Here is a 13,088-nt window from a genome sequence, read left to right on the forward strand (position 1 = left end):
GTTATTCCTCCAAAATGGTGTGGGTGTTTGGTTCGTTCATATGAGCCTGGACAAACTCTCTGGGAGAGATTCCTTCTACCTTTTTAAATACCTTGCTAAAGTAAAAGGCGCTTTCAAAGCCGAGGCGGTCAGCCACCTCATAGATCTTTAAATCCTGTTCTAAAAGCAGGGGTTTGGCCCGGGAGATCTTGCGCTGGGTGATATATTCGGAAAAACCCATGGAGCAGGTCTTTTTGAAAAGAGTGCTCAGGTAATTAGGACTCAGCCCAAAGACCGCGGCGATTTCATTAAGAGAAAGATGCTCCTCAATGTGGTTTAAAATATATTTCTGCACATTTAAGATCACATGGTCTTTATAGGTCTTTCGGCGGGTTTTTAACGCTTCGCAGAGTCCATCTCTGAGCTGCTCTAACCACCGGACAATCTGGAACACATCCTTCATCCGGTAAATAGAGCGGTAGCCGTCAGGACTGGCAGAAAAGATGCCGCTTAGTATTTCCTCACCTTCCGGAAGAAGAGAGAGAGCCAGATATAAAATGCTGCAGGCTCCGTCCATAGTCTGGAGCAGCTTTTGAGGATTCGCTGCAAAGAGCTGAGAGATCACGGTCAGGGTGTCATACAGGGCGTCTGTATCAAACTCTTCAAAGGCCCTGGTCAGATCTTCTTTAAAAACAGCCAGATTAAAGGAATCTCTTATGGAAGAAGAGGCAGTCTGGGTAAAAGGTACAAATGGGGCGTCAGGAGAGCAGAGATTAAAGGCCTGTCTGGCCTCCTGATAAGAAATGCTGATCTTTAAGGGATCATCCACCGGTTCTCCGATCCCGGCGCTTAGTTCAACATTAAAATAATTACGGATCATGGAACGGCCGTTATTGAGCGCTTCCAGCACGGTTTCCATTTCCGGCTGTTCATCGGGGAAATGAAAGATCAGGGCAAAACGTGTTTTATCCAGGGCGATCGCATAACAGCCCGCATATTTTGTAAGGATTTCCCGCATCATCTGCAGGCTGCTGGAATAAAGGTTTATCTGGCCTTCCGGATCCAGAGACTCGGAAACACAGCTTAGCAGCTCGCCGTGACAGGCCAGATACTGTCTGGCAGAAAAATCCAGTCCCAGATCCCTGGACTGAATGGAAAACTGATCCCTGTTTTCAAAAAGGTTATGAAGAAGACGCATGAAAAATTTATCATGGTAGCTTAAAAGAGTAGGGCGCCCCTGATTTTGACGGAAGGATTCCTTGGCTTTGAGCTCCTCCAGACGTTCGGATGCCTTTTCAATGGACGATTTAAGCGATCCGGGATCCAGCTCCAGCTTGATCAGATAGTCGACTGCCTGATAGCTCATAGCTTCTTTGATCAAAGAAAATTCTTCAAAGCTTGTAAGGATGATGAATAGAGGGATGGGGCCAAACTCATCTCTGCATATTTTGACCAGCTCCAGTCCGTTCATAACAGGCATTTTGATATCGGTAATCACGATATCAGGCCGGTACTGCCGGATCATTTCCAGAGCGGCTTTTCCGTTCATGGCAGTGCCGCAGACCTCTATGCCAAGCTCATCCCAGCGGAGCATGGATTTTATTCCGATCTGAACCAGAGGTTCATCGTCAACAATCAGTAATTTTATCATAATATCTCTCCCTGTGCCGTTTCGTATGGCAGCGTAATATGCATACATGTGTATTCTCCCGGTACGCTTTCAATGGAAATACCGTATTCCGGGCCGCAGTCGTAGCGGATCCGCTGGTTTACATTGTTGATTCCCACCTGCCGGAAAAAGTCCGCAGTGGGCTTTTGGGTGCCGGAAAGAACTCGTTTTATGGTTTCCGCATCCATGCCGATCCCGTTATCCCATACCGATATGATCAGACGGGGCTGTCTGGCAGCTTCTCTGTCCAGATTAGCGCTGATGCGGATTTTTCCTGCACAGCCCTTTGGTTCAATTCCGTGGAAAAGAGCATTTTCTATGAGAGGCTGCAAGGTAAAACGGTGGATCAGGCAGTCATAGAGGGCTTCTTCCGAAATTTCACATTCCAGAGAGATACTGCCGCCGTAACGGTACTGCTGGATCAGAAAATAGTCCTTCACCAGATTCAGCTCTTCCCTCAAGGTAATCCTATTATGGGAACCCTTGGAAATGCTTTTTAATAGCCGGGCCAGAGCCGTAGTCATCTCGCTGATACCGGATGCGCCCTGGATGGTAGCCATCCATTTGATGGAGTTTAATGTATTGTAAAGAAAATGGGGGTTAATCTGGCTTTGAAGAATCCGGTATTCCAGATCCTTGCGTTCCTTTTCGTCCTGTATCCGCTTCTGGATCAGAGCAGCCAGATCCTGTGACATACGGTTGATACCGGTACCAATGGCTCCAAATTCATCCTCCCGCTGTATGGAGGGATCCAGAGAAAAATCGCCTCCAGCAATGGCCTGGATCCGATGCTGCAGTTTTTTTACAGGACGTCCGATGGAACGGTTTAACAGTACAAAAAGCAAGAGACCGATGAAAAGGATGAAGACAGCAATACCGGAAAGAATGACCGCATAAAGGGTGCTCTGAGCCTTCATAGCGCTCTGGGATAAAAGCAGAGAGATGCTCCAGCCATAATTTCCAATGGGGCAGGAGAGCAGTACGCGTTCGGATCCATCCGGAAGACGGCAGAGCGAAACGAAGGTATCACTGTTAAAGGCATTTTCACTTAAGTCCTTTACCGGCTCAAATTTCCAGTCACAGGACTTTAAACGGTCATTTTCATAAAGCCAGGTTCTGCCTCCGATGGTAAGGCAGAGAAATGAATCCGGATTTAAGGGGAAAGATTTTAAGTAGTCAAGGATCAGCCGGTCTGAGATCGACATATAGATCCAGCCGGCCTGATGGGAGCTGTAGCGTCCGGACAAGGCGGAGACAGCTGGAAGGACCATTAAACCGCTTCCGGGAAGAAATGGATCCTCCATAAAGGTGCTGTTGTCCATCCCATCTTCTGAAAGGATGGTCTGAAACCAGTCCGTGCCTGTAAGGTCAGATAAAGAATGTGCGGAAGACACAGCGGTGGTATCAGAAATCTGCATATAATTGCAGCTGTTTAAGGGAGATATGATAACCCGGTTTATGTAGGAGGAAGAATGAGTATTGTAATACTCTTCCTTCAGACGGTCATAGGTACGAAGTGCCACACTGCGTAGGCCGGAATTTTTGGAAGAGATCGAGGGCATCTGGGACAGATTTTCAAAACCGTCCAGATAGGCGGCGATATCTGTGTTAAAGGAGCACCATTTATAAAAGGAAAGGATATTTTCCAAATCGGCCGCTGTACTGTTACAGATAACCTCAAGACTGTATTCGGAAGTCTGTATCTGATTTTTCTGGAGAAAGGACTGAAAAACAAAGGAACAGATGGTTACCGTAAATACAGCAATGGAGCAGGTTACGGCAGCCGTATAGAGTATGATTTTTCCGCGTATGGTTTTTGGAAATACGGATTGCAGCATGAAAAATAGTCCCCCCTCTGGTATGTATTATTCATAAAATACTATAATAGGAAAGCTATTTTTTGTCAAATGAATACAATTATAAGAAAAGACTGCAAATCATAGAAAAGTACAGCTTTTTTACGGGAAGAATGGAAAAGAGAAAAATTACAGAAAAAATCACAGTTTTTTTGGTTGTTTTTACATTCAGTCTTAGGGAATCTGCCTGTATAATAAAGGCACAACATCAGGATAAACAAAAAATATGATGGATCAAGGAGGAGAAGATGATGAAAAAACGTATTGTAAGTTTAGCGTTGGCAGTTTCCATGGCGGGTAGCCTTACAGCCTGCGGGGGCGGAGCAGCAAAGACAGAGAACAAGGAGACAGAGGCAGCAGCGGATACAACCGCAGCAAAGGCAGAGGAGACAGAGGCGGCAGCAGACGGAAAAACACATTTAAAATGGGCTATGTGGGATAAAGACCTGACCGTATACTACAAAGCTCTGGTAGAAGCCTATGAAAAGGCGCACCCGGATGTGACGGTAGAACTGGTAGATCTGGGAAGCTCTGATTACAGTACGGTTCTTACGACACAGCTGACCGGAAACGGAGCAGATTTCGATGTGGTTTCCATTAAGGATGTACCGGGATATATGGCTCTGGTAAATAAGGGAGTGTTAGAGCCTCTGGATCCTTATATTGAAAAGGATGGCGTGGATCTCAGCGGCTACAAGGGGTTGACCGATCAGGTAAAAGTAGACGGAAAGATGTATGAGCTGCCATTTAAGAGTGATTTTTGGGTTGTATATTACAACAAGGATGTATTTGACAATGCAGGGGTAGAGTATCCCACCAATGATATGACCCTGGAGCAGTATGATGAGATTGCAAAGAAGCTTACAAATACAGAGCCGGGACAGGAGGTATATGGATCTCACTATCATGTTTGGAGAAGTACGGTTCAGATGTTTGGCATGATTGACGGAGAGCACACGATCCTGGACGGCAATTATGATTATTTAAAGCCATACTATGATATTATTTTAGACGAGCAGGAAAATGGCGTATGTCAGGATTATGCAACCTTAAAGACCTCAAATCTTCATTATTCAGGCGCATTCTCCCAGGGTAATGTAGGTATGATGAATATGGGTACCTGGTTTATCTCTACTCTGATTGATAAGGTAAAATCCGGCGAGTATATAGACTGTGCAAACTGGGGTATTGTAAAGTACCCTCATCCGGAAGGCGTAGAGGCAGGTTCTACCGCTGCCCAGATCACTTCTTTAAGCATTCCTACAAGCGCACCGAATAAGGAAGCTGCATGGGATTTCATGAAGTTTGTCTGCGGTGAAGAGGGAGCGGCAGTTTTAGCTTCTACCGGAAACTTCCCGGCGATTATGACAGAGGAAACCATGAATACGATCGCATCCACAGAAGGGTTCCCGGAAGATGAAAACAGTAAGGCTGCTCTTGAAACAGTGAACCTGTATCTGGAGATGCCGGTTGATGTAAAGAGCCCTGAGGTAGAAACTGTATTAAATGAGGCTCATGACAATATCATGGCAGGCAACATGACCGTAGAAGAAGGAATTGCAGATATGAATGAACGTGTAGCTGCAGTTCTGGGTGAATAAGAAAAACATATACGGACAGACAGAGCTGAAAACGAGGCAGACGGGATTTACCGCCTGCCTCATTTAAAGAAAGGTAGATGAATATGGGAAAGACAAAAGCCGTTGATCCTGCAAGGGTCAGGGAAAAACTGGATATTCTGGAGCCGCGGCTTGCAGCTCTTTTGAAGCAGGCAGATGAAGAAACGGATATGAAAAAAAAGGTAAAGCTGGCAAAAAAGGCGGATCAGATCCGTGATAAAATACGTCAGGCAAAGACAGGAGAGCGGTTCAGCCGTCAGACAAAGCGGGATTTGATCGCGTACTCCTTTATCGCTCCTAACTTTATCGGCTTTGCCGTTTTTACTCTGGGCCCTGTGCTGTTTGCTTTTATACTGGCATTTTTCAAATGGGATGGCAATAACCCGATGGATTTTGTGGGCCTGGACAATTTTATGCAGATGGTGGGAAACAAGCGTTTCCTTGCTTCCCTTAAAAATACAGTTGTATACTGCGTGGCTACGGTTCCCTTTACTCTGGCAGTAGCCCTTGGGCTGGCAGTTCTTTTAAATCAGAAGGTAAAAGGACGCAACTTCTTCCGTACGGTAAGCTTTTTCCCCTATGTAGCTTCTCTGGTTGCAGTAGCAGCTGTGTGGAATATGCTGTTTTCCCCTGCCAAAAGCGGTCCTGTAAATATGATCCTTTATAATCTGGGCGTTGCGGCGAAGGAGCTGCCAAAATGGTCTGCAGACAAGGACTGGGTTATGTTCACCGTAATCCTGTTCTCTGTATGGAAAAATATGGGATACTACATGGTGATCTATCTGGCAGGCTTACAGGGGATCAACGGAGAGCTTTACGAAGCATGCAGCTTGGATGGAGCCAATACATGGCAGAGATTCCGCTATATCACCTGGCCCCAGCTTCAGCCGACCACCTTTTTTGTTACCATTATCCTTACCATCAACTGCTTTAAAGTATATGACATTGTATATATGCTGGCAGGAGGAAGCACGGGCGTATTAAATGAGTCTGCCATTGTCCTGGTATACCACATTTACGAGGAAGCCTTCCGCAACTGGAATCTGGGTTACGCAAGCGCTGTAGCCATGGTACTGTTCCTTATTGTTCTTGCTATTACCCTGGTACAGTTCCGTGGGGAAAAGAAATATGCAAATTAAAGGAGGAGGCCTCAAATGAAGATAAAAAATACAAAAACAAGGATGATGAGGGCGGCTCTCTATATTGTGCTTATTGTTCTGGCATTTCTGATGCTGGTACCTTTTGCCTGGATGCTTTCAGCTTCCTTTAAGCTGGATAAGGACGTATTTATTTTCCCGATCCAGTGGATTCCAACTAATCCCAGATGGCAGAATTATGTAGATATCTGGACCAGGATCCCGCTGCTTAAATTTGTGCTTAATACGGTGAAGCTGACGCTGATCGTAACCTTTTTACAGCTTCTTACAAGTAGCTTTGCGGCATATGCCTTTTCAAAGCTGAATTTTAAGGGAAAGCACGTTTTATTTCTGGCGTATATTGCAACTATCGCTGTTCCCTGGCAGGTTTACATGGTTCCGCAGTTTATGATGATGCGTTCCATGGGACTGGCAGATACGCATCTGGCAATTATCTGTCTGCAGGCATTTTCCGCCTTTGGCGTATTTATGATGAAGCAGTTTTATGAAGGGATTCCCACAGAACTTTGCGAGGCAGCCAGAATTGACGGCATGAGCGAGTATCGGATCTGGTACCGGGTGATGCTTCCACTTGCAAAGCCTGCTCTGTCAACCCTGACGATCTTTACCTTTGTAAATACATGGAATGATTTCCTGGGACCATTGATCTATCTGACGACAGAGTCAAAAAAGACCCTGCAGCTGGGACTGCGTATGTTTATCAGCCAGTTTGGTTCTGAATACGGTCTGATCATGGCTGCTTCTGTGCTGAGTCTGATCCCTGTGCTGATAGTATTCCTGTCTCTGCAGAAATATTTTGTTGAGGGCGTAGCAGCTTCCGGCGTAAAGGGATGATACGGGATTAAAATAATGCATAAAGCAGGAAGGAAACAGATTATGAGCTGGATATCATGGGATGCTCTGGAAAAAATGCCGGAGCTTACAAAAGAAGAGGCAGGCCGGGCTCTGGATGCGGCCTGCAGTCAGGTAATAAGAAATCTGGATCAGTTTACAGACCATTTCCAGAAGGCGTACAGCGAAAACGGTTTTTATGCGCCTACTGAAAATGTGGACTGGACGCCGGGATTTTGGACCGGGGAAATATGGCTTGCCTATGAACATACGGGCAATGAGGCTTTAAAAAAGGCGGGCGAGCTCCAGATGGCGAGCTTTTTAAAGCGGATCAATGAAAAACAGGATGTGGAAACACATGATCTGGGCTTTATGTATTCCCCTTCCTGCGTGGCAGGCTACAAGCTTACGGGAAGCAGAGTGGGACGGGAAGCCGCTTTGAAAGCAGCTGAGGAGCTGATTACACGCTTTCACGAAAAGGGCCAGTTTATTCAGGCATGGGGGCCTCTTGATGCTCCGGATAATTACAGGCTGATCATTGACTGCCTTTTAAATCTGCCGCTTCTTTACTGGGCTTCTCAGGAAACGGGAGATCCCAGATATAAGGAGATTGCGGAGCGTCACATCCATACGGCCCTTTCCAATGTAATCCGTCCGGATTTTTCTACCTGGCATACGTTTTTCTTTAACCGTGAAACAGGAGAGCCGGATCACGGCGCTACCTGTCAGGGATACCGGGACGGATCCGCCTGGGCCAGAGGGCAGGCATGGGGGATCTACGGGACGGCTATTGGCTATAAATATACGAAAAGGGAGAGCTATATACCCGTTTTTGAGGGCGTGACGAATTACTATCTGGAGCATCTTCCTGAGGATCTGGTTCCCTTTTGGGATCTGGAATTTGGTGATGGGGATGACCAGCCAAGAGATTCCTCCTCTGCTTCGATTGCAGCCTGCGGCCTGCTTGAAATGGCAAAGTATGTAGAGCCGGAAAAGGGCGCTCTGTGCCGCTCTCTGGCAGCCAGATTTATGAAGTCCTTAACGGAAAAGTATGCAGTAAAGGATTTTGACAGCTCCAACGGCCTAGTGCTTCACAGCACCTATTCTAATCACTCGCCTTACAATACCTGTAACCACTATGGAGTGGATGAGTGCAACCTGTGGGGTGATTACTTCTATATGGAAGCGCTGACAAGGATGTATAAGGACTGGAACGTATACTGGTAAAATATCATATACGGCATGAAACGGCCGGAAAGGAATAAGGATGACAGCAAAGAAACTTTTTGAGAGAGGAAATGAATACTTTTTCTTTGATGATCCTGAAAAAACAGCTGCAGTCTGCCGGGAAAGATATCCGGAGGACTGCGCCCATATTATACGGGTGGCAGATGAGGTCTGCAGGAATTATTTTCTGTTTGATCTGGATCATGACTTAGAGCGTACCTGGGAGCCAGTGACATTTCCGGAGGATCGCCCCATTGATTGGGAGTACCGCCCGGGAAATGACCCGGAATTTACCTTTCAGTTTAACAGGCACCGTTTTCTGATCTGTCTGGGACAGGCGTACTGGCTTACAGGAGACTCAAAATATGAGCATCATTTTTTCCGTCTCCTTATGGATTTCATTGACCATGTAAAGCGCACATCGGAAACAGAGCAGACTACATGGCGGATTTTAGAGGTGGGGATCCGGGGCGAAAACTGGGTTAAGGCGCTGCGGTATTTTAAAGACAGTCCTTTAATGACGGATGAAAGGGCGGAAAAGATTGAATGCTGTCTCAGGGAGCACGGGGAGTATATTATACAGATGCATTCGCCCTACCGCTATATCAGTAACTGGGGAGTGATGGAAAACCACGGCCTGTTTGAGATCGGAATCCAGATGCCGGATCAGGAAACAAGGGATCGTTTTACCTCTATTGCATTGGAACGTCTGGAAACAGAGGCAGCAATGCAGATTTTTGACGACGGCGTACAGTGGGAGCAATCTCCTATGTATCACAACGAGGTTTTTCACTGCTATGAGGATGTGCTCCTTTTGGCAAAACGGAATGGGATTGCTGTTTCAGAACGGATCTGCGACGCCGTAAGAAGGATGGCTTATGCAAATCTGGCATGGATGAGGCCGGATCACCGCCAGATCATCATGGGTGACAGTGATGATATGGATTTAAGAGATTATATGAGTATTGCAGCCTACCTGTTAAAAGATCCGGTACTGAAATTCGGAGGTTTTAAGGAGCTGGATTTTGAAAGTCTCTGGGATGTAGGGGTGAACGGCGCAGCGGAATACAGCCGTATGGAATGCCGGAAACCGGATTTTGTATCAGCGGCTTTGGAGGACAGCGGAAATTATTATATCCGGAGTTCCTGGAATGAGGACGGAGATCTGCTCCATTTTCACTGCGGAACCATGGGAGCAGGCCATGGACATTCTGATAAGCTTCATGTGGATCTTATTCTGGGAGGCGAGGATATCCTGACCGATTCCGGCCGTTATACCTATGTGATGGATCGGGGAAGATTTGAATTTAAAGATCCGGATGCGCACAATACAGTTACGGTAGATGGCGAATTTTTTACACAGTGTAAGGATTCCTGGGAATGCTCTAAGCTTTCTCAGCCGGTCAAGCAGCAGTATAAGCAGAAAAACGGATACAGCCTGGTTCAGGGCGGAAATCTGGGATATATGCACAAGGGCGTATTTGTAAACCGCAAAGTGATTTCTTTAAAAGACGGCCTTTTTGTGATAGCAGACGAGCTCTATGGACAGGGAAAACATACCTTTGAGCAGTTCTGGAATTTCAGTGAGACAGGAAAGGCAGTTTATGAAAATGGCTGTGCCTGCTTCACAGGAGAAAAGGCACAGGTAAAGCTTCTCTTTATCAGCCCGGACTGCGAAGGAGAAATGAAGCAGGGAAAGATCGCTCGCCATTATAACCGGTATGAAACCAGAGACCGCCTCTGTCTGCAAAAGAAAGGACAGGGCTTTCAGTCCATGATTACTGTAATCGGAGGCGGAAAGAAGGGAAAGGAAAGACAGCTTCACGCATCCCTGGTTCCGGTAACGTCTGTTCTTAAGGGAATCACCTATCCGCCGTCTATGGCTGAGGCTGTGGAGATTGTTGACGGAAGCAGAACGCTTGTAGTCATCCTCTGCCATCAGGAGGTTAATTCCCCCACAGATCTTACGGAGGCAGCGGGCTGCATGGGATATGGAAATGTAATTGTCTTTGATAAAGCAGAGGGAAGCGTGGGGGGAACGGTTCTTTGTTACTAAAAAGGCGGATGAATTGACACATCTGGATTTCTTCCATATAATAACTAAATAAATGGATAAAGGAGATCCTGTTATAACGCGGGGGCTTCCGGCATACATTCACGTAAAAATAAAAAGGGGTTTCAGCCAATGGAAACTCAGAAGATAAATACCAAAAAACAGATTCTGCGCAAACAGATCAGAGAAAAAAACGCTCATCTGGATCCGGAGTACTGCCTTTGGGCAGATAAGCGTATCCGGGAATGGATTTTAAACTGGAAATATTTTCAAAAGGCAGAAACGATATTCTGCTTTGTGGGAACTGCCGGGGAGATTCATACCAAACCGCTGATTCAGGCTGCTTTGGATCAGGGAAAGCGGGTGGCTGTGCCAAAATGCATTTCAAAGGGGATCATGGAGGCACGGCAGATCCGTTCTCTTGGCGAATTGTATCCCGGAAGCTATGGCATTGAGGAGCCGGAGAAAGCTGCCGAGATCATAGAGCCGGAAGAAATTTCGCTGGCACTTGTTCCGTGTCTGACCTGCTCTGAGGACGGCCGGCGTCTGGGATATGGAGGCGGTTTTTACGATAGGTTTCTGCGATCCGTTCCCGGCCCCTGGGCCGTGCTTTGCAGAGGGCGTCTGATGGAGGCGGAAATCCCCTGGGAAGCCCATGATCTTTTAATGGATGCCGTCATCTGGGAAGAAGGAATCTTGGAGTTGAAATGAGGACAGGACAGAAAAACAGAGCGGTTTTTCTTATTTGCAGTCATAATCAGGAAAAATTTGCTTATATTGTAAGTAAGCAAGGATTTTTTGAGGTTTCAAATGGTAAAAGCTCAGGAAACAAATTCCAGAGGTTTCTTACAGGTCAATGTAGTCAATATTCAGAACAACTTTCCAATTAAAAATGCAACCATAAGTATCAGCACAAAGGGAGAGCCGGATCGGGTGATGGAGGAAGTAAGCACCAATTCCTCCGGACAGACAGAACAGCTCTCCCTTCCTGCGCCTCCGGTGGAATACAGCCTGAATCCAGGAATCATCCAGCCCTATTCAGAGTACGATCTCATCGTCCGCGCAGAGGGATTTGAGCCTCTGGCGATTTCCGGCACAGAGATTTTAGCAGATTCCAATGCGATCCAGCCTGCGGCTATGACACCCTTGGCGCAGGAGCAGCCTCCCGAAGATCCTGTAGTGATTCCGGATCATACCCTTTACGGTAATTATCCGCCCAAGATTGCGGAGGATGAGGTCAAACCGGTCAATGAAAGCGGAGAAATCGTATTAAGCCGTGTGGTAATTCCCCAGACCATAGTGGTTCATGATGGCGTTCCCACGGACTCTACCGCTAAAAACTATTACGTTCCCTATCGGGACTATATTAAAAATGTAGCCTGCAGTGAAATTTACTCTACCTGGCCGGAAAGCTCCATTACCGCTAATGTACTGGCGATTATGTCCTTTACCCTAAATCGTGTGTACACCGAGTGGTACAGAAATCAGGGCTATGATTTTACCATCACCTCATCTACAGCCTTTGACCATAAATGGATTTACGGCAGAAATATTTTCCAGAGCATTTCTCAGGTAGTGGATGAAATTTTTGACGCCTATCTGTCCCGTCCCGGCGTCCGTCAGCCGATTCTGACCCAGTACTGCGACGGAAGGCAGGTCAGCTGTGAAGGCTGGATGACGCAATGGGGATCCTGTGACCTGGGAAAGCAGGGCTACAGTCCCATAGAGATCTTACGCTATTTCTATGGTGATTCTATTTATATCAATACTGCCGAGCAGATCTCAGGCATTCCTGCCTCATGGCCCGGCTCTGATTTAAGCCAGGGAAGCTCCGGCCCTAAGGTGCGCCAGCTTCAGGAACAGCTGGACGTCATAGCAACTGTTTATACAGCGATCCCCAGAGTAGCGCCCGACGGCATCTACGGCCCGCGCACAGCGGCTGCGGTGCGGGAATTTCAGAGCATTTTCGGCCTTCCCCAGACGGGAGTGGTGGATTTTGCCACCTGGTACCGGATATCCCATATCTATGTAGGGATTACAAGGATGGCGGAGCTGGTGTAGGGGCAGTTGAGCATGTGAATAGTTTAGGAAAAATTAACTACCCATTCCTCCCAAAATGAGTTATACTGTTAAGGAACGAATAAAGGGAAATGATTCCTGCAGGGTGCGCTGCATCCGTTGGAGCAGGAGATCAGGAAAGGGAGCAATATGGGATTTTTATTTGGAAAAAAGAAATCGGAGTTTGTATCACCGGCAGGAGGAACACTGATGGATATCACAGCAGTGGCAGATCCGGCATTTTCTTCCAAGATGATGGGAGACGGCTTTGCCATTGAGTTGACAGAGGGCGAGGTAGTTGCACCATTTGACGCAGAGGTAACGGCAGCTTTTCCAACCGGTCATGCATATGGCCTCAGAAGAAAGGACGGGGTAGAGTGCCTGATCCATATCGGTATGGATACAGTAGAGTTAAACGGCGAGGGCTTTGACGTAAAGGTAGAGCAGGGCGCCAAGGTAAAGCAGGGCCAGACTCTGGTAGTGGTAGATTTAGAGGCAGTAAAGGCAAAGGGCAAATCTCTGGTGACTCCGGTGATCTTCCCAAGCGGAGCCGCATTTACTATGAACAAAAAGGATGGAATCGTTGCAAAGGCTGAGGAGAATATTCTGAAATTTTCATAAGAAATCCAAAACAGGGCA

10 protein-coding genes are annotated in these 13,088 nt (G+C 46.8%); 8 read left to right on the forward strand and 2 right to left on the reverse strand.

Annotation, left to right across the window (positions count from 1 at the left end):
• Position 1: 1 nt before the first annotated feature.
• Positions 2–1,630, reverse strand: a complete 1,629-nt coding sequence (locus tag BN3656_RS08220; protein ID WP_066546394.1) for a response regulator — start codon at positions 1,628–1,630, stop codon at positions 2–4.
• A complete protein-coding gene (locus tag BN3656_RS08225) occupies positions 1,627–3,486 on the reverse strand; it encodes a sensor histidine kinase (RefSeq protein WP_242962974.1) in 1,860 nt (619 codons plus the stop codon). Before BN3656_RS08225 ends, BN3656_RS08220 begins: the two co-directional genes overlap by 4 nt.
• A 266-nt stretch (positions 3,487–3,752) precedes the next feature.
• On the opposite strand from BN3656_RS08225, the gene BN3656_RS08235 reads away from it, so the two are divergent.
• From BN3656_RS08235 to BN3656_RS08270, 8 genes are all read left to right on the forward strand, one after another.
• On the forward strand, positions 3,753–5,105 hold the full coding sequence (locus BN3656_RS08235; protein WP_066546406.1) for a sugar ABC transporter substrate-binding protein: 1,353 nt from the start codon (positions 3,753–3,755) through the stop codon (positions 5,103–5,105).
• An 83-nt stretch (positions 5,106–5,188) separates the two neighbouring features.
• A complete protein-coding gene (locus tag BN3656_RS08240) occupies positions 5,189–6,262 on the forward strand; it encodes a sugar ABC transporter permease (RefSeq protein WP_066550637.1) in 1,074 nt (357 codons plus the stop codon).
• A gap of 15 nt (positions 6,263–6,277) precedes the next feature.
• Positions 6,278–7,114, forward strand: coding sequence for a carbohydrate ABC transporter permease (locus tag BN3656_RS08245; protein WP_066546408.1), 837 nt, complete (start codon positions 6,278–6,280; stop codon positions 7,112–7,114).
• A gap of 42 nt (positions 7,115–7,156) precedes the next feature.
• Positions 7,157–8,338 (forward strand): glycoside hydrolase family 88 protein, encoded by a 1,182-nt coding sequence (locus BN3656_RS08250; protein ID WP_066546410.1) that lies wholly within the window; start codon positions 7,157–7,159, stop codon positions 8,336–8,338.
• A gap of 40 nt (positions 8,339–8,378) precedes the next feature.
• Positions 8,379–10,394: a heparinase II/III family protein gene (locus tag BN3656_RS08255; protein ID WP_066546412.1), complete on the forward strand. Its 2,016-nt coding sequence runs from the start codon at positions 8,379–8,381 to the stop codon at positions 10,392–10,394.
• A gap of 129 nt (positions 10,395–10,523) precedes the next feature.
• Positions 10,524–11,102: a 5-formyltetrahydrofolate cyclo-ligase gene (locus BN3656_RS08260; protein ID WP_066546414.1), complete on the forward strand. Its 579-nt coding sequence runs from the start codon at positions 10,524–10,526 to the stop codon at positions 11,100–11,102.
• 99 nt (positions 11,103–11,201) lie between these two features.
• Positions 11,202–12,452, forward strand: coding sequence for a peptidoglycan-binding protein (locus BN3656_RS08265; protein WP_066546424.1), 1,251 nt, complete (start codon positions 11,202–11,204; stop codon positions 12,450–12,452).
• 147 nt (positions 12,453–12,599) lie between these two features.
• Complete coding sequence (locus tag BN3656_RS08270; RefSeq protein WP_066546427.1) at positions 12,600–13,070, forward strand: PTS glucose transporter subunit IIA; 471 nt, start codon at positions 12,600–12,602, stop codon at positions 13,068–13,070.
• Positions 13,071–13,088: the final 18 nt, after the last annotated feature.

The organism is Clostridium sp. AT4 (assembly GCF_001517625.2).
Taxonomy (GTDB): domain Bacteria; phylum Bacillota; class Clostridia; order Lachnospirales; family Lachnospiraceae; genus Enterocloster.